The 17869-nt window shown below is 59.6% G+C and carries 16 protein-coding genes; 5 read left to right on the top strand and 11 right to left on the bottom strand.

The genetic code is table 11. The annotated features are described in order from the left end of the window. Positions 1 to 54: 54 nt before the first annotated feature. Positions 55 to 762 carry a TetR/AcrR family transcriptional regulator gene (locus HU725_RS07660; protein WP_060476659.1) on the bottom strand — a complete coding sequence of 236 codons (708 nt, stop codon included), beginning with the start codon at positions 760 to 762 and terminating at the stop codon, positions 55 to 57. Positions 763 to 974: 212 nt separating this feature from the next. On the opposite strand from HU725_RS07660, the gene lexA reads away from it, so the two are divergent. Together lexA and sulA are read left to right on the top strand one after the other, a co-directional pair. After that, on the top strand, positions 975 to 1583 hold the full coding sequence (gene lexA / locus HU725_RS07655; protein ID WP_060476658.1) for a transcriptional repressor LexA: 609 nt from the start codon (positions 975 to 977) through the stop codon (positions 1581 to 1583). Positions 1584 to 1596: 13 nt separating this feature from the next. Next, on the top strand, positions 1597 to 2073 hold the full coding sequence (gene sulA / locus HU725_RS07650) for an SOS-induced cell division inhibitor SulA (RefSeq protein ID WP_186476737.1): 477 nt from the start codon (positions 1597 to 1599) through the stop codon (positions 2071 to 2073). Between the two features lie 40 nt (positions 2074 to 2113). Here the strand turns inward: sulA and HU725_RS07645 are convergent, their stop codons facing one another. The 7 genes from HU725_RS07645 to HU725_RS07615 all read right to left on the bottom strand — a co-directional run bounded on the left by HU725_RS07645 (position 2114) and on the right by HU725_RS07615 (position 10308). Further along, on the bottom strand, positions 2114 to 2347 hold the full coding sequence (locus tag HU725_RS07645; protein WP_027919557.1) for a hypothetical protein: 234 nt from the start codon (positions 2345 to 2347) through the stop codon (positions 2114 to 2116). 50 nt (positions 2348 to 2397) lie between these two features. Beyond that, positions 2398 to 2913, bottom strand: a complete 516-nt coding sequence (locus tag HU725_RS07640) for a DUF6586 family protein (RefSeq protein WP_186476736.1) — start codon at positions 2911 to 2913, stop codon at positions 2398 to 2400. A gap of 89 nt (positions 2914 to 3002) precedes the next feature. Next, entirely contained in the window at positions 3003 to 5615 is a 2613-nt protein-coding gene (gene topA, locus HU725_RS07635) for a type I DNA topoisomerase (RefSeq protein ID WP_060476655.1), read from the bottom strand. A gap of 100 nt (positions 5616 to 5715) precedes the next feature. Further along, a complete protein-coding gene (locus HU725_RS07630) occupies positions 5716 to 5967 on the bottom strand; it encodes a DUF1653 domain-containing protein (RefSeq protein ID WP_186476735.1) in 252 nt (83 codons plus the stop codon). Between the two features lie 80 nt (positions 5968 to 6047). Next, a complete protein-coding gene (fadA, locus tag HU725_RS07625) occupies positions 6048 to 7223 on the bottom strand; it encodes an acetyl-CoA C-acyltransferase FadA (RefSeq protein WP_060476653.1) in 1176 nt (391 codons plus the stop codon). A 31-nt stretch (positions 7224 to 7254) separates the two neighbouring features. After that, positions 7255 to 9402 (bottom strand): fatty acid oxidation complex subunit alpha FadB, encoded by a 2148-nt coding sequence (gene fadB / locus HU725_RS07620; RefSeq protein WP_186476734.1) that lies wholly within the window; start codon positions 9400 to 9402, stop codon positions 7255 to 7257. 468 nt (positions 9403 to 9870) lie between these two features. Beyond that, the gene (locus HU725_RS07615) at positions 9871 to 10308 is read right to left on the bottom strand and encodes a hypothetical protein (protein ID WP_186476733.1); all 438 of its coding nucleotides are present in this window, start codon (positions 10306 to 10308) and stop codon (positions 9871 to 9873) included. A gap of 110 nt (positions 10309 to 10418) precedes the next feature. Between HU725_RS07615 and HU725_RS07610 the strand changes: the two genes are divergently transcribed. Further along, positions 10419 to 10859, top strand: a complete 441-nt coding sequence (locus HU725_RS07610) for a universal stress protein (RefSeq protein WP_060476650.1) — start codon at positions 10419 to 10421, stop codon at positions 10857 to 10859. Between the two features lie 115 nt (positions 10860 to 10974). Here the strand turns inward: HU725_RS07610 and HU725_RS07605 are convergent, their stop codons facing one another. Next, positions 10975 to 12903 (bottom strand): ATP-binding cassette domain-containing protein, encoded by a 1929-nt coding sequence (locus HU725_RS07605; RefSeq protein ID WP_186476732.1) that lies wholly within the window; start codon positions 12901 to 12903, stop codon positions 10975 to 10977. A 220-nt stretch (positions 12904 to 13123) separates the two neighbouring features. Between HU725_RS07605 and HU725_RS07600 the strand changes: the two genes are divergently transcribed. Further along, on the top strand, positions 13124 to 15052 hold the full coding sequence (locus tag HU725_RS07600) for a transglycosylase SLT domain-containing protein (RefSeq protein ID WP_186476731.1): 1929 nt from the start codon (positions 13124 to 13126) through the stop codon (positions 15050 to 15052). 115 nt (positions 15053 to 15167) lie between these two features. Here the strand turns inward: HU725_RS07600 and HU725_RS07595 are convergent, their stop codons facing one another. Then, positions 15168 to 15971, bottom strand: a complete 804-nt coding sequence (locus tag HU725_RS07595) for an MOSC domain-containing protein (protein WP_186476730.1) — start codon at positions 15969 to 15971, stop codon at positions 15168 to 15170. Between the two features lie 56 nt (positions 15972 to 16027). Then, the gene (locus tag HU725_RS07590; RefSeq protein ID WP_060476646.1) at positions 16028 to 16963 is read right to left on the bottom strand and encodes a chemotaxis protein CheV; all 936 of its coding nucleotides are present in this window, start codon (positions 16961 to 16963) and stop codon (positions 16028 to 16030) included. A 329-nt stretch (positions 16964 to 17292) separates the two neighbouring features. On the opposite strand from HU725_RS07590, the gene HU725_RS07585 reads away from it, so the two are divergent. Further along, positions 17293 to 17799 (top strand): histidine kinase, encoded by a 507-nt coding sequence (locus HU725_RS07585; protein WP_186476729.1) that lies wholly within the window; start codon positions 17293 to 17295, stop codon positions 17797 to 17799. Positions 17800 to 17869 lie beyond the last annotated feature (70 nt).

Here is a 17869-nt window from a genome sequence, read left to right as displayed (position 1 = left end):
GAAGGGGTCAGGCATGGGCGCTAGCTTAGCTCAAGCGCCCTGCCTCGCGCACCCTTAGGCCTTGACCGTCGAGCTACCGGTTTTGCTACGGGGGCGCAGTTGAGCGCTGGCCATGGCGCTATCGGTGACTCCGCTGTCGGCGCGCATGCCAGCAGCCAGGAACGGCACCATGAGGCGCATGACCTGCTCTATGGAGGTGTTGATACCGAAATCGGTCTCGGCAATGGCGCGCAGTGCCTTGATCCCGGACATGCTGAAGGCCGCGGCGCCCAGCATGAAGTGCACACGCCAGAACAACTCGAGCGGAGGAATGCGCGGCGCGGCTTCGTTGACCAACAGCATGTAGCGGCGGAACACCTTGCCGTACATATCTTCAAGATAGCGGCGCAAGTGGCCTTGGCTCTGACTGAAAGCCAGGCCCAGCAAACGCATGAAAATCGACAGATCGTTGTTGCTGCGAGGCTGCACGACCAGCGCCTGCTCCACGAGCATTTCAAGTAGTTCTTCAAGGCTGGGCTTTTGTTCAGGCTTTGCCTGACGGCGTTCCAGTTCACGCTCCAGGCTTGCGCAGAACGGCCCGAGAAAACGCGAGAAGACCGCCTGGATCAGCGCCTTCTTCGAGCCGAAGTGGTAGTTCACCGCTGCCAGATTGACCCCCGCCTTGCTGGTGATCAGCCGCAATGAGGTTTCCGCAAAGCCTCTTTCCGCGAACAACTGCTCGGCAGCATCGAGAATGCGTTCCACGGTTTCAGATTGGGCCATCACAACTCCGCCAGACAGAGACAAACAGGTGTTTGAAACATACGTTTCAGCCCTCCTCCTGTCAAGGCTCGGTGACTGGGCGGTCGCCATTTAAAAGCGCTTGACCAAGAGCTGCAAGCGCATTGCTGCACCATTTAGGGTTCATTGTGCTTGCAGCGCATCCAGTACTGTATATAATCCCAGTCACTGTATAAAAAGACAGAGCGCCCGCCATGTTGAAACTGACGCCACGCCAAGCCGAGATCCTGGCCTTCATCAAACGCTGCCTCGAAGAAAACGGCTTTCCCCCCACCCGCGCGGAAATCGCTCAGGAGCTGGGTTTCAAATCGCCCAATGCCGCCGAGGAGCATCTTAAAGCTCTCGCCCGTAAAGGCGCTATCGAGATGACCCCAGGGGCTTCCCGCGGCATCCGGATCCCGGGCGTCGAGGCTAAAGCCGAAGAGAACGGCTTGCCGATCATTGGCCGGGTGGCTGCCGGCGCACCGATCCTTGCCGAGCAGCATATCGAGCAATCCTGCAACATCAACCCGGCCTTCTTCCACCCCCGAGCCGACTATTTATTGCGTGTGCACGGCATGAGCATGAAGGACGTCGGCATTTTCGACGGCGACCTGCTGGCAGTACACACATGTCGCGAGGCCCGCAACGGCCAGATCGTCGTTGCTCGTATCGGCGATGAGGTGACCGTCAAGCGCTTCAAGCGTGAAGGCAGCAAGGTCTGGCTGATCGCTGAAAACCCCGAGTTCGCCCCCATCGAAGTCGACCTGAAAGAACAGGAACTGGTGATCGAGGGTTTGAGTGTCGGTGTCATTCGTCGCTGATCTAGGAGGCGTCATGCAGCAGTCCATTCAAGCACATCAGCAAGTCCAGCTTCCGCTGTTCGAAGCGTTCCTGGCCCAGCCAGTCCTCCCAGGGCTAAAGGCGAGTCAGCAGGTACGCAAGCACAGCCATCCTGAGCTTTTCAGTGAACTGACCCTGCGTGGCGCGCCCGAACATTGCCAGAACCTGCTGGCACCGGTGTTACGCGAACTGAGCGAAGAGGCCGAAGCCCGCTGGTTGACGCTAATCGCTCCTCCCGCCAGTCTCACCCAGGCCTGGCTACGGGATGCCGGGTTGAACCGCGAACGCATTCTGCTGCTGCAACCGAACGGCAATCAAAGCGCGCTTCAATTGGCCTGCCAAGCCCTGCGTCTGGGCCATAGCCACACGGTGGTCAGCTGGCTTGGCTGCGTCAATGCGACTGCTCGCCAACAACTGCTGCGTGCCGCCAGCATTGGAAACGCAAAAAGCCTGAACGTCCGCCTCGGCTGACATTCAGGCTTTTGTCTGTAGCGCTGTACGAGTAGAGGCGTCAGTGCAGTACACGCGGCCCTTCGTCGCGTTCCAGCTCGCCATCCACTAGCCGACCTGCCATCTGTACCCCAACGCTCAACATGGCTTTGGCGACTTCGACGTGTTGGCCCTGCAAAAACGCCTTGGCGTCTTCCGAAAAATCCAGGGTTACCAGGGAGCCTTCATCCTCGGCGCGACGCAGCTCGATACGGCCATCAGGCAACTCGACAATTTCCAGAAACGACGTAGACATATAGGGCAGTTCTCCACGAAAGGCTGCTAGTGTAACAGCCACTGAGGTGATCAGCACTCACTCAACGCGTCGCGAAAACGCCTCACCAAGCCTTTAAGATCGTTGCGCCAGCTTTCCAGCACCTTCCTGGAAAGCACCGCAGGCTCAGCCTTGTCGAGATTCACGGCCTGTATCAGCGGCTGGGTGACATCGGTTTTCGGTGCTTTGATGGCGACCGGTGGTCGGAACAAATCACTATAAGCACTCAACAATTGCGCCAACCAGGTTTCTCGCTGGCGAACCAGCTCCAGCATCTCGGCCACTTCCGGGATGGCGATAGAGTTCAATGCGTCGTCATCCAGCGCCTGCTCGACCGACGCCACCACCGGCAGGCGATAGAACCCACCGATTTCATGACACAGGCCCAGCAGTGCGCCATAAAGATGGAACAAAGCTGACTCTCGTTCGGCCTGAACCATGCCTTGAGCGTTCATGGCCTGGCTTTGTTCAGCCTTGGCCATTGATTCAAGGGCGAGCCCTGCGAAGAACAGTTTCTGATTGGTACGGGTGTAGAGTTCCTGGGCCATTTCGAATGACCTCCCTAAGGCTAAAAGGCCGGTCAATGCATCATAAATGATCAGGGCCGCAAAGCGGCCCTGATTCACGCACTGAAATTTCAGCGCTTGTCTTCAACCTTCCAAGCTCCACCGTCGTAGAACGCTTTCCAGCCTGTCGGCTTGCCATCGACTTCGGATTGCACGTATTGCTCTTTCGTCTTGCGGCTGTAGCGAATCACCGCAGGACGGCCATCTGGGTCCTTCTGTGGCGCGTCGCACAGGAAGTGGTACTTAGGATCGATCTCGTGCTTGTGCGGCACGATCTCCATCACCAGCGGCGCACGGGTTTCACGGTTTTTCGGAAACTGGCTAGCGGCCAGGAACAGCCCTGAAGCACCATCACGCAGCACGTAGGTATCGTCGACCTTCTCGCACTTGAGCTCTGGCATGTCCACCTTGTCCATCTTCGGCGGCGCAGCCTCACCGTTCTTCAGAAGTTTGCGGGTGTTCTTGCAGGCAGGGTTGGTGCACCCGAAGAACTTGCCAAAGCGGCCAGTTTTCAATTGCATTTCGCTGCCGCACTTGTCGCATTCCAGGCTCGGCCCCTCGTAGCCCTTGATGCGGTAGCTGCCCTCTTCGATCTCGTAGCCTGGGCAATCTGGGTTATTACCGCAGATGTGCAGCTTGTGCTTCTCATCCAGCAGGTAGGCATCCATGGCCGTGGAGCAGATCGGGCAACGGTGCTTGCCCAATAGCACGCGCGATTCCGACTCGCCCTCATCGTCCGCGGCAATTTCATCACCGGGCACCAGGTTAACGGTGGCTTTGCAGCGCTCCTTGGGCGGCAGGCTATAACCAGAACAGCCAAGGAAAACGCCGGTAGAGGCGGTGCGTATCATCATCGGCCGACCGCATTCCTTGCACGGAATGTTGGTCATGGTCGGCTGATTGGCACGCATACCATGCTCAGCAGACTCGGCATTGAGCAGCTTCTTACTGAAGTCACCGTAGAACTCATCCAGTACGTTCTTCCAGTCGCGCTCGCCCTGGGCCACATCGTCGAGGTTCTCTTCCATGTCGGCCGTGAAGCCGTAGTCCATCAGGTTGGAGAAGCTTTCCGACAGGCGCTCGGTCACGATGTCGCCCATCTTCTCGGAATAGAAGCGCCGATTGTGCAGAGTGACGTAACCACGGTCCTGAATAGTGGAGATGATCGCGGCATAGGTAGACGGGCGGCCAATCCCACGTTTTTCCATTTCCTTGACCAGGCTAGCTTCGGTGAAGCGCGCTGGCGGCTTGGTGAAGTGCTGGCTCGGATCGAGTTGCAAGAGTTTGAGCACTTCGCCCTGGGCCATCTCTGGGAGCACATCGTCCTCGCCAGGCTTGCTTTGCTGTGGCAGCACACGGGTATAACCGTCGAACTTGAGGATACGGCCTTTGGCGCGCAGCTCGAAGTCGCCTGCAGCCACTGTGACGCTGGTGGACAGGTACTGCGCAGGCGGCATCTGGCAGGCAAGGAACTGGCGCCAGATCAACTCATACAGCCGCTCGGCGTCCCGCTCCATGCCGCTGAGCTTGGACGGGTGAGTATTCACGTCGGAAGGGCGAATCGCCTCGTGCGCTTCCTGAGCGCCTTCTTTGCTGCCATACACCAGGGGTGCGTCTGGCAGATACTGCTTGCCGAACTCGCGCTCGATGTAACTGCGCGCCATGTCCAAGGCATCGGAGGACAGGTTTGTCGAGTCGGTACGCATGTAAGTGATGTAGCCCGCTTCGTAAAGACGCTGGGCCATCATCATGGTCTTCTTCACCCCAAAGCCCAGGCGGTTGCTCGCGGCCTGCTGCAAGGTGGAGGTGATGAACGGAGCCGACGGCTTACTGCTGGTGGGGCGGTCTTCACGCTTGACCACGCTGTAGCTGGAAGCCTTGAGTTTTTCCAGCGCGGCCATCGCTTGCGCTTCGTTCAGCGGCTTGAAGGCCTCGCCATTCTCACGGGCCACTTCGAAACGCACCTTGGCGCTCTTGGCGGTACCCAGATCAGCATGCACTTCCCAGTACTCTTCGGGGACGAACGCGCGAATCTCGCGCTCACGCTCCACCACCAGTTTCACCGCCACCGATTGCACACGGCCGGCTGACAGGCCGCGGGCAATCTTCGCCCACAGCAGGGGCGAAACCATGTAGCCCACCACGCGGTCGAGGAAGCGCCGCGCCTGCTGGGCGTTGACACGATCGATGTCCAGCTCGCCAGGCTGCGAGAACGCATCCTGAATCGCCTTCTTGGTAATTTCGTTGAACACCACGCGCTTGTAACGGGTGTCGTCACCACCGATGGCTTCGCGCAGGTGCCAGGCAATGGCTTCCCCTTCGCGGTCCAAGTCGGTTGCGAGATAGATGGTGTCGGCATCCTTGGCCAAGCGGCGGAGCTCTTCGATCACCTTCTCCTTGCCGGGAAGGATCTCGTATTTGGCCTTCCAGCCGTGATCAGGGTCGACACCCATGCGCGCTACCAACTGGCGACGCGCCTTTTCTTTCGGCGACAGCGCCGGAGCCTCACCCGCAGCAGCCTTGCCACGCTTGGCGGCCGGCTCTTTGCTTGCGCTGGCCGAACCGCTGGTGGGGAGGTCTCGGATATGGCCGATACTCGACTTCACCACGTACTGGTTGCCCAAGTACTTGTTGATGGTCTTGGCCTTGGCCGGGGATTCCACAATGACCAGCGATTTGCCCATGGATCGGAGTATTCCTGAATCTGAAGATGAAAAACGCGTCAGGTGCCGGACGCGGCACCGCTATATATAGTGGCAACAGGGAGAGGTCAAGCGCGGTCGTTCACGCTTGCGACTTGCCAGACAGCTCTGGCAGCCCGACTTCGGCCTTGACCAAAGCAAAGCGCGGCACCTGCTCGCCGTCAACCTCGACGGACTCCTGAAACATCGCAAGCGGCCTTACCCAGAAGCTGTAATCACCATACAGGCATTGGTAGAAGACCATCCACTCTTCGTTTTCGGAGTGCCGTGCAACACTGAAGACACGGTACTCAGGCCCTTTGTAATGCCGGTATACGCCTGGCTGGATCTGCATGCCGCCCTTCCTCTTGAAACCAATTCTGTGAAAAACAAAAAACCGGGGCACAAGGCCCCGGCTGCTGTCCAGCTACGCGATCAGACGCGTTCGAAGACAGTGGTGATACCTTGGCCAAGGCCTACGCACATGGTGGCGACCCCCAGTGTGCCGCCGTTCTGCTTCATCACATTGAGCAGGGTGCCGGAAATACGTGCACCGGAGCAACCGAACGGGTGGCCCAAAGCGATGGCGCCGCCGTGCAGGTTAACCTTCTCATCCATCTTGTCGAGCACTTTCAAGTCTTTGAGTACTGGCAAGGCCTGTGCTGCAAAGGCTTCGTTGAGCTCGATGAAGTCGATATCGGCCATGGTCAGGCCAGCGCGCTTGAGCGCTTTTTGGGTTGAAGGAACCGGGCCGTAGCCCATGATTGCCGGGTCAACGCCGGCGACCGCCATCGAGCGGATCACCGCCAATGGCTGAATCCCCAGATCCATGGCGCGCTGGCCAGACATGACGATCATGCACGAAGCGCCGTCGGTAATCTGCGACGAAGTACCGGCAGTCACGGTGCCGCCTTTGGGGTTGAACGCCGGTTTCAACGACGCCAAGCCTTCTAGAGTGGTTTCCGGGCGAATGGTTTCATCGTAATCGAAAACCTTCAGGAAGCCGTTCTCATCGTAGCCCTGCATCGGGATGATTTCGTCCTTGAACTTGCCCTCGACCGTGGCCTTGTGGGCCAGTTGGTGCGAACGCAAGCCGAACAGGTCCTGCTGCTCACGGCTGATGCCGTGCATCTTGCCCAGCATCTCGGCGGTCAGGCCCATCATCCCGGAGGCCTTGGCAGCATACAGGGACAGGTGTGGATTAGGGTCAACGCCATGCATCATGCTGACGTGCCCCATGTGCTCGACGCCGCCGACGACGAAAACGTCGCCATTGCCGGTCATGATCGCCTGGGCAGCGGTGTGCAGCGCACTCATCGACGAGCCGCACAGGCGGCTGACGGTCTGGGCGGCGGAGGTGTGGGGAATCTGGGTCATCAGCGACGCCATGCGGGCGATGTTCCAGCCTTGCTCCAGGGTCTGGTTGACACAGCCCCAGATCACATCTTCGACCTCTTTCGGGTCGACCTTGTCGTTGCGTTCCAGCAGCTTGCTGATCAGATGCGCTGACATGTCTTCGGCGCGGGTGTTGCGGTGCATGCCACCCTTGGAGCGGCCCATAGGGGTGCGACCGAAGTCGACAATCACCACGTCTCTTGGATTCAGGCTCATTTCAAATCTCTCGCTCTAGCTCGTTAACCACTCAGTTGAAGAAGCGCTGGCCGGTCTTGGCCATTTCACGCAGCTTCGCGGTCGGGTGGTACAGCGGCCCCAGGTCGGCGTACTGGTCGGCCAGGGCAACGAATTCAGCCACACCGATCGAGTCGATGTAGCGCAGCGCACCACCCCGGAACGGAGGGAAGCCAATCCCGTAGACCAAGCCCATGTCGGCTTCGGCTGCGGTTTCGACAATACCGTCTTCCAGGCAGCGCACGGTTTCCAGGCACAGCGGCACCATCATCCAGTTGATGATGTCTTCGTCGCTCACTTCACGCTGTTCGAAGACGATTGGTGCGAGTACCTCCTGCACGCTGGCATCGACGACTTTTTTAGGCTTGCCACGCTTGTCAGTTTCGTAGGCGTAGAAGCCTTTGCCGTTCTTCTGGCCAAGACGGTTGGCTTCGTAGAGGGCATCGACAGCCGAGCGGCGCTCGTCCTTCATGCGGTCTGGGAAACCTTCGGCCATGACGTCACGGCCGTGGTGGCCGGTGTCGATACCGACTACGTCCATCAGATAGGCCGGGCCCATCGGCCAGCCGAACTTTTCCATGACCTTATCGATGCGCACGAAGTCGACGCCCGCGCTGACCAGTTTGGCGAAGCCGCCGAAGTACGGGAACAGCACTCGGTTGACCAAAAAGCCCGGGCAGTCGTTGACCACGATCGGGTTCTTGCCCATCTTCTTGGCATAGGCCACAGTGGTGGCAACCGCCACTTCACTGGACTTCTCGCCACGAATCACTTCGACCAGCGGCATCATGTGCACGGGGTTGAAGAAGTGCATGCCAACGAAGTTTTCTGGACGTTTGAGCGCCTTGGCCAGCAGGTTGATGGAAATGGTCGAAGTATTGGAGGCGAGGATCGCATCTTCCTTGACCTGGCCTTCCACTTCGGCCAGCACGGCCTGTTTGACTTTAGGGTTCTCGACCACGGCCTCGACGACGATGTCGACGTTGGCGAAATCACCGTACGACAGGGTCGGGCGAATGGCATTGAGCGCCTCGGCCATCTTGGCCGGCGTCAGGCGGCCTTTCTCGACGCGATTGCCGAGCAGCTTGGATGCCTCGTTAAGGCCCAGCTGGATGGCCTCCTCGCGGATGTCCTTCATCAAGATCGGCGTGCCTTTGACCGCCGACTGGTAGGCGATGCCACCGCCCATGATGCCAGCGCCCAGTACCGCCGCCTGCTTCACATCACGGGCGATTTCGTCGTGGGCTTTAGCCTTGCGCTTGAGCTCTTGATCGTTGAGGAACAGACCGATGAGGCTTTCGGCGACCGAAGTCTTGGCCAGCTTGGCGAAGCCCGCGGCTTCGACTTCCAGCGCCTTGTCGCGGCCGTAGTTGGCAGCTTTTTGAATGCTCTTGATCGCCTCGACCGGTGCCGGGTAGTTCGGGCCTGCCTGGCCGGCGACGAAGCCCTTGGCGGTTTCGAAGGCCATCATCTGCTCGATGGCGTTGAGCTTGAGTTTTTCCAGCTTGGGTTGGCGCTTGGCTTTGTAGTCCAGCTCGCCACTGATGGCGCGCTTGATCAGGTCCAGGGCGCCGGCCTGCAACAGTTCAGGTGCGACGACTGCATCTACCGCGCCAACTTTCAGGGCGTCTTCGGCACGGTTTTCCTTACCAGCGGCGATCCACTCGATGGCATTGTCGGAACCGATCAGGCGCGGCAGGCGCACGGTGCCGCCAAAGCCTGGGTAAATGCCCAACTTGACTTCAGGCAGGCCAATCTTGGCAGTGGTGGACATCACTCGGTAGTCGGCCGCCAGGCACATCTCCAGGCCGCCGCCCAGGGCGATACCGTTGATGGCCGCCACAGTGGGCACCTCGAGGTCTTCGAAGGCGTTGAAGATGCGATTGGCTTCCAGGTTGCCGGCAACCAGTTCGGCCTCGGGCAGCTTGAAGTTGTCGACGAATTCGGTGATATCGGCGCCGACGATGAACACGTCCTTACCGCTGCTGACGATCACACCTGTCACCGAGGCGTCGGCCTTGATGGCATCGACAGCCTGGCGCAATTCGTCCAGGGTCAGGCGATTGAACTTGTTGACGGACTCACCCTTGAGGTCGAATTTCAATTCGACGATGCCGCTTTCAAGAGCCTTAACCGTGATGGCTTTACCTTCGTAAATCATCAACTGATCTCCACGATATGGAAGCTGAACTGTACACACCGATCGCTGAGAGAAGCCGGCGTTGCCGCCCTCGCCCAGGCACACACCCGTCGGCGCGATAGTCGGGATTCGTATGAGCGGCGTGACATACAAACGCTCATTTCATACGCCCGTTTGATTTGGGTGCGCCTACATTCTCCGAAATGTCGAGCGTTGTCAAATGCTCACGAAAAGCCGATCAACCCGACTTTCCAGCCATTGTGCAGCGCCAGGGCATAAGCATGATGACAGTGATCGCAGACCATTCATGGCGACGATTGACCCAAACGCGGTGCCGAGTGCTGCAACTTTCCCGTGCACGCCGGCAGGAAATGACTACACTGCCTATGCATCGTTGAAATTCCCGGCCTGCCTGGCCTTTTCTGCACTGCAGAAACGACAAAGCGGCAACCTGGTAGCTACCGGGTTGCCGCTTTGTCGTTATGGGTGTCAGGCCAGGGCGTCGAAGGCGTGGGCAATATCCTGCAATACAGATTCATCACCACGCTCGCTCCAGTACAGGGCGATCATGCGTTTATCGGCCTCCACTTTGTAGACCGTTGCCGGCAAGCGCGCGAAAACCGCGGCCAGCCGTGGGTCTTCACAGACTTCTTTCCATTGATTCCACCAGATACCGGGGCTGACCTGCCAGTAACTCCAGCAGTCTTCGTGCCCCCTACGGCGGGCACGGTGGTACTGCGGACAAGGGCTGGGGGGCTCTTTCTCAAGCCAATGGGGCCACTGTGTCGGTGCCAGCTGCATGGCCAGGCCCATGCGCCGCGCGGCCAGGCGCAGGGTCATCTGCTGCCCTTGTTTGCGCGACAACCGCAACCAGGAAAGCGGACTCAGAATCAGCGCAAGGATTGACACCACCAGCCATACCGTCATATCAGTAGTTTCCATAAAGCGTTGCAAATGAGCGGGTTACTCAGTTTCACGGATGACCTGCAGGAAAGCGACCATACTTCCTACTATCGCGATTGTCAGGAGTGCAGCTCATGTCCTACGAACATCTTCTGGTCGCCGTCGACCTTACCGAAGAGTGCGACCCGGTGATCAAACGTGCCATGGCGTTGGCGGCACCCTCCAATGCCAAGGTCTCGCTGGTACATATCGTCGAACCGATGGCCATGGCTTTTGGTGGTGATGTGCCCATGGACCTGTCGCAACTGCAGCAGCAGCAATTCGACCAGGCCAAGGAGCGTATGGACCGCTTGTTCAACAAATACCCCGATATCCACCGCGGCGACTCTCACTTGACGTATGGCCAGCCGCGCCAAGAGATCCATCAATTGGCCAAGGAGCAGAATTGCGACCTGATCGTGGTGGGCAGCCATGGGCGGCATGGTTTGGCACTGCTGCTGGGCTCCACAGCCAATGACGTGCTCCACGGCGCACCGTGCGATGTGCTGGCGGTGCGTTTGCTGAAAAAAGAATGATGTAGCGCGCATCGACCTCTTCGCGGGTAAACCCGCCCCTACAGTAGCTGCACCAGTCCCAGGACCTGCGCAGCTACTGTAGAAGCGGATCTACCTACCAACGGCTATACCAGTCTCAGCCTTCCAGCTCGGCCCACCGCTCCACCAGCGTATCCAGCTCAGCTTGCAGCTCCTCGATCTTGGCCAGCACCGCCGATGTCTCGGCAATCGGCCGCTGATAGAAGCCTGGGGCATTCACTTCTGCCTGGGCCTGGGCCATGCGCTGCTCGACTTCATCGATCTGCCCCGGCAGCATTTCCAGCTCCCGTTGCAGCTTGTAGCTGAGCTTCTTCTTCGAGGCATCCGCCACTGGCGCTGCAGGTGCAGGCGTCGCGGCTGCCGCGGGCTTCTCCACCACCGCACTGTTGAGCTCTGACTTGCCACCCTTGCTCTCGGTCACGCCGAGTAGCTTCGCCGAGCCACCCTGACGGATCCAGTCCTCATAGCCACCGACGTACTCGCGTACCTTGCCCTCACCTTCGAATACCAAAGTGCTGGTGACCACGTTATCGAGGAAGGCCCGGTCGTGGCTGACCATCAGCACGGTGCCCTTGTAATTGCACAGCACCTCTTCGAGCAACTCGAGGGTTTCCACATCAAGGTCGTTGGTCGGTTCGTCGAGCACCAGCAGGTTGGCCGGTTTGCTGAACAGCTTTGCCAGCAGCAACCGCGCACGTTCGCCGCCAGACAGCGCCTTGACCGGCGTGCGCGCACGCTGCGGGCTGAACAGGAAATCGCCCAGGTAGCTCAGCACATGGCGGTTCTGACCATCGATCTCGATGAAGTCGCGGCCTTCGGCGAGGTTGTCGATCACGGTCTTTTCCAGATCGAGCTGGTGACGCATCTGATCGAAGTACGCGACCTCAAGCTTGGTACCACGCTCGACTTTGCCCGCCGTTGGCTCCAGGTCGCCGAGCATCATCTTCAGCAACGTGGTCTTGCCCGTACCGTTGGCGCCCAGCAAGCCGATGCGGTCCTGACGCTGCAAGACCATGGAGAAGTCCTTGACCAGCAGCGGTCCCTCGGGGTGATGGAAGCTGACATTCTCCAGCACCATGACCTGCTTGCCGGATTTGTCCGCCGCCTCTATCTGGATATTCGCCCGGCCTTGACGCTCGCGGCGCTCACTACGCTCCACGCGCAGTGCCTTGAGTGCACGCACACGGCCCTCGTTACGGGTGCGGCGGGCCTTGATGCCCTGGCGAATCCATACCTCTTCCTGGGCCAGGCGCTTGTCGAACAGCGCGTTGGCAGTCTCCTCGGCGGCCAGGGCAGCTTCCTTGTGCACCAGGAAGCTGGCGTAGTCGCCGTTCCAGTCGATCAGCCCGCCACGGTCCAGTTCGAGGATGCGAGTGGCCAGGTTCTGCAGGAAGGAGCGGTCGTGGGTGATGAACAGCACAGCTCCGTTGAAGCCGCGCAGAGCCTCTTCAAGCCAAGCAATGGCACCGATGTCCAGGTGGTTGGTGGGCTCGTCGAGCAGCAGCAGGTCAGGTTCGGAGACCAAAGCCTGGGCCAGCAGCACACGGCGACGCCAGCCACCTGAGAGTTCGGCCAAAGTCTTGTCGGCAGGCAGCTGAAGACGGCTGAGGGTGCTTTCCACCACTTGCTGAAGGCGCCAGCCATCGCGGGCCTCGAGCTCGTGCTGGACGTGCATGAGTTTTTCCAGATCCTCATCGCCCTGGATGTTCTGGCTCAGATGATGGAACTGCGCGAGCAACTCGCCAACGCCATCCAGGCCAGCGGCGACCACGTCGAACACCGTGCGCTCATCGGCCACCGGCAGTTCCTGGGGAAGCTCACCAATCTTCAAGCCAGGGGCACGCCAGATTTCGCCGTCGTCGCCCTTCTGCTCGCCCTTGACCAGGCGCAGCATGCTCGACTTGCCAGTACCGTTACGGCCGATGATGCACACCCGCTCGCCACGGGCGATCTGCCAGGACACTTTGTCCAGCAGCGGCATCGCGCCGAATGCGAGGGACACATCGCTGAATTTGAGCAGGGTCATGTTTGTCTCCAGAAAGCGGGCGCGCATTCTACCTGAATTGCCCCCTTCAAGCATAAAGTTGACCGGTGCAGCGGCCTGGGCGACGCCCGGTCGGCGTTAATGCCCGGTTACAAGCACAGCGCTATCACCCGGCGCCGGCAAACGGCTAAGCTAAGGCAATTGACTTCATCAGTGCTGGCATCGCCGTCACTTCCCCATGGTTCAACTGCCCGGACGTATCATGCGCAGCCGCCTGTTTCAGATTGCTTCCTGCCTGCTACTCACCGCCGCCACTGCCAGCGCGGCACAGGCCACCGACCTTTCCCTGCAACGTCAGTACTACGACGAAGCCAAGCGTGCGCTGGCCAAGGGCGACAAGGGCCCTTACCTGCGCTACAGCCAGGCATTGAGCGACTATCCACTGACGCCTTACCTTGCCTATGACGAACTGACCGCACGCCTGAAGACCGCCAGCAACGAGGAAATCGAGGGTTTCCTGGCCCAGCACGGTGACCTGCCCCAGGCAAACTGGATGAAACTGCGCTGGTTGCGGTGGCTCGCCGAACGTGGCGAGTGGAATACCTTTGCCAAGTATTATGACCCCAAGCTCAACTTCACCGAACTCGACTGCCTCAACGGGCAATATCAGTTGAGCCACGGGCAGCGTGCCGAGGGTTTTGCCAGCGCCGAAAAACTGTGGAATGTGGGCAAGTCGCAACCAGCGGCCTGCGATACTTTGTTCGGCATGTGGGCAGCAGAAGGTCAGCTCACCGAAGCCAAACGCTGGAACCGCGCGAAGCTTGCAGCACAGGCACGTAACTATGCGCTGGCCAACAGCCTGGTACAGGGCCTGACCACACTGGCAGCGCAAGGCCGTTTGCTGATCGATGTGGCGCAAAAACCTGAACTGCTGAACCAACCCTCGCGTTTCACCCCGGCCAACGAAGCCATGGCGGATGTGGTCAGCCTTGGCCTGCGTCGCTTGGCCCGGCAAGACCCGGATCGTGCCATGAGCATGCTCGACGACTATGCCCAGCGCATGCATTTCTCCCGTGACGAGAAGGTCGCCATCGCCCGCGAAATAGGCCTGACCCTTGCCCGCCGTTACGACCCTCGCGCTTTGGACCTGATGACCCGCTACGACCCCGAGCTGCGCGACAACACGGTCAGTGAATGGCGTTTACGCCTGCTGCTGCGCCTGGGCCGCTGGGAAGACGCCTACGAACTCACCAAGCGTCTGCCGCAGGACCTGGCCGCCAGCAGCCGCTGGAAGTACTGGCAAGCTCGCAGTTTGGAGCTAGCCCAGCCGAGCAACCCACAGATCCCACTGCTGTATAAGAACGTTGCCCGTGAGCGCGACTTCTACGGGTTCCTGGCGGCGGATCGGGCAAAAACTCCGTATCAGTTGAACAACCGGCCCTTGGTGCTGAGCCCGCAGCTGATGAACAAAGTACGCAATGCGCCAGGCATTCGCCGTGCCATGGAGTTTCACGCCCGTGGCCAGATCGTCGAAGGCCGCCGCGAGTGGTACCATGCCAGCCGCCACTTCAGCCGCGATGAAATGGTCGCTCAGGCACGCCTGGCCTACGACATGCGCTGGTACTTCCCCGCCATTCGTACCATCAGCCAGGCGCAGTATTGGGACGATCTGGATATTCGCTTCCCGATGGCCTATCGCGACACCTTGGTCCGCGAAGCCAAGGTCCGTGGCCTGCACTCCAGCTGGGTGTTCGCCATCACCCGCCAGGAGAGCGCGTTCATGGAGGACGCCCGCTCAAGCGTCGGTGCCAGCGGCTTGATGCAGGTAATGCCGGCCACCGCCAAAGAAACGGCACGCAAGTTCAGCATCCCGCTGGCTTCACCGCAGCAGATGTTCAACCCGGAGAAGAACATTCAGGTCGGCGCTGCCTACCTGAGCCAAGTGCACGGGCAGTTCAATGGCAACCGAGTGCTGGCCTCCGCCGCCTACAACGCCGGCCCCGGCCGTGTCAGGCAATGGCTCAAAGGCGCCAAGCATCTGAGCTTCGACGTATGGGTCGAGTCGATCCCGTTCGACGAAACACGCCAGTACGTACAAAACGTGCTGTCCTATTCGGTGATCTATGGGCAGAAGCTGAATGTGCCCCAGCCCCTGGTGGACTGGCATGAGCGCTACTTTGATGACATGTGACATGCGCTGAACAAGCGCCGAAGGCTTCGCAGGTAAGCTCGCTGTTACAGCAACCACGGGCCATACGGCCCGTGTGGCACCTGTGGCATAGCCGCGAGGAGGCCTGCCTGGATTACTACTCCAGCACTTCGACCTGCATGCCCACCTCAAGCCAACCTGCGCCATCGGCGGCCAGGTTTTGCCCGAACAGAATATCCCCATCGCGCTCGCGGAATGTCTTGAGGGTGGTCAATGGCTCGCGGTCCAGGCTGCGCTCGCCGGTGGCGGGGTCCAGGGTGGTGAAGATGCAGCGCACACTTGGCTTGAGTACGCGAAACACCAAGGCGCCGATGCGAATCCGCTTCCAGCCGTCTTCGGCGAACGGCTGCGCGCCCTTCACCACCAGATTCGGCCGAAACCGCAGCATCTCCATGGGGCGACCGATTCGGTGGTTCAGCTCATCCAGCGAACTCTGGCCGATCAGCAGTAAGGGGAAGCCATCAGGGAACGCCGCGCGGTCGCTGTTCAGGCCATAGCCGCTGGGCAGGTAGCGTGCTCGCTGCTCAGGGCAATGAACCAGGCGCACCGCTTTACCAAGCCATTGCGACAACCAGCCGGCCACCTCATCCCCGGCGTCGGGAACGCGCAGGGTGTCACGCCATACGGTCACACCACGTAACGCCTCATCCGCGTCAGGCACCGCCACCCGTATAGAACCCTGCCCCGGCACTTCCAGCAGCAACTCGCCGCTGTCGCTTTCGCGAGCTTTCAATTGCCCCAACTGCGGCCAGGCGCGCTGGGTGAGAAAGCGTCCATTCTCCTGCTCGACCACCATCCAGCGTCGATCGCCTTGCAACCCGAGCAGCCCTACCGGCGAGCCCTGCAAGCATTGCGCCTGCCCAGACTTCACCGGGTACCTGTACAACTCACTGAGAAACATCCTTGCCGGCCTCATTCCAGGTCAAACACCAAGCTTATACCTGGCAGGCCGCAGGATCACCCGTTGCTGGCATCGAGCAGCAGGCGCTGCTTCACCACATCCACAAGACGATCGGGCTGGAATTTGGAGAGGAAGTTGTCGCAACCCACCTTCTTCACCATCGACTCGTTGAAACTGCCCGACAACGAGGTATGCAGCACCACATAAAGCCCACGCAAGCGTGCATCGTTACGGATTTCCGTGGTCAACCGGTAACCATCCATCTCGGGCATTTCCGCATCGGTGAAGACCATCAGCAGCTTCTCACAGATGTTTTCTCCCGCATCGGCCCAACCTTTGAGCATGCGCAAGGCTTTCAATCCGTCACTGGCCACATGCAGCTTCATCCCCAGTTGTGACAAGGTATCGCGCAACTGCGCCAAGGCCACACTGGAGTCATCCACCAGCAGCACTTCACGGCCCCGCGCGCGGGCCAATATCGGATCGGCGAGTTTGTCGCCCGAAACCCTGGCATTGTACGGCACGATTTCCGCCAGCACCTTCTCAACGTCGATGACTTCCACCAGCTTGTCGTCCACTTTGGTAATGGCGGTCAAATAGTGCTGGCGACCAGCGCTGGAAGGTGGAGGCATGATGGCTTCCCAGTTCATGTTGACGATCCGATCGACTCCGCCCACCAGAAACGCCTGTACCGAGCGGTTGTACTCGGTGACGATGATGGTGCTATCCGGCCCCGGTTCTATCGGGCGCATGCCGATGGCCTGGGACAGGTCGATCACCGGCAGGGTCTGCCCACGCAAGTTGACTACGCCGCAGACGAACGCATGGCGCTGCGGCATCAGAGTCAATTTGGGCAGTTGCAGCACCTCCTGAACCTTGAAGACGTTGATTGCGAACAACTGGCGGCCGGCCAGGCGGAACATCAGGATTTCCAGCCGGTTCTCACCCACCAGTTGTGTGCGTTGATCGACCGTGTCGAGAATACCAGCCATCGGAAACCCCCCAGGGTTGTAGCGGAAAAATATGAAATGATCCGCTTTGTATCGGCACACTACCGGGCTTCTTTACCCCTTCGAAAAAGCCCACTGGACTCATTGATATCACATTAACATCATGCTTTACTGCGATACACCTTCTTAGTTCGCACCCTATGGATCCTCAGGGAAACCCCTAGGGACAATCAGGTGCAACCTGATGTTCGCGATATCCTTTAGCCATTAATGTGACGCCATTCTCACTGCATGAATGGAGTCAGGCTATTGCCCGCGTTCGACAAGGTGTCGCCATCCCCTGCTCCAGCCCACCGCGCCGGAGTGCAATGATGGACAGCAGCTCTCATATCGACACCCTGCAGGACTTCCTGCTGGATGCTCAAGTCCTGCTGACCCAGTCACAGGAATGCCTGCAGCATCTGGAACTGATCGCCAATGATCCAGATGCCTGCCTGTGCCTGAACCGTGCCCTCCAGACCCTGGCCCGACGCGCCGGCACTCTGGGGTTGCTTGAAGTCGCCCATTACGCGAGCGCTCTCCATCAATTACTGGCGCCGGCCTGTGAACAACAGTGCCTGAGCCCCCTCGCCTTGCGCACACTCAATGCCTGCCTGACCTTGCTGGCCTGGCAACTGGAATTGATCGATCTGCAAACAGGGAGCCTGTCTCTGGACACCTGCGAACAGGTGGCGCTGCTGAACAAACTGGCGGTAGTACTTGATCAGCCATTCTCGCAAACGTGTGCGCCTGGCACCGAGAAGGGTCCCGACTGCGTGCATAAATACGGCACGGTGCCAGCCGGGCCAACAGGCAAAAAAGACGGTAACCGCCACTGAGCGGCGCGGCAGAGCAACTAGGTATCGATCCGAAGTGTTAAGATGCGCGCAAACAATTAACGGCCATCCA

The sequence above is a fragment of the Pseudomonas promysalinigenes genome, assembly GCF_014269025.2.
In the GTDB taxonomy this organism is placed as follows: Bacteria; Pseudomonadota; Gammaproteobacteria; order Pseudomonadales; family Pseudomonadaceae; genus Aquipseudomonas; species Aquipseudomonas promysalinigenes.
The sequence above is the reverse complement of the archived record's forward strand: the minus strand, read 5'-3'. Positions and strand labels throughout refer to the sequence as shown.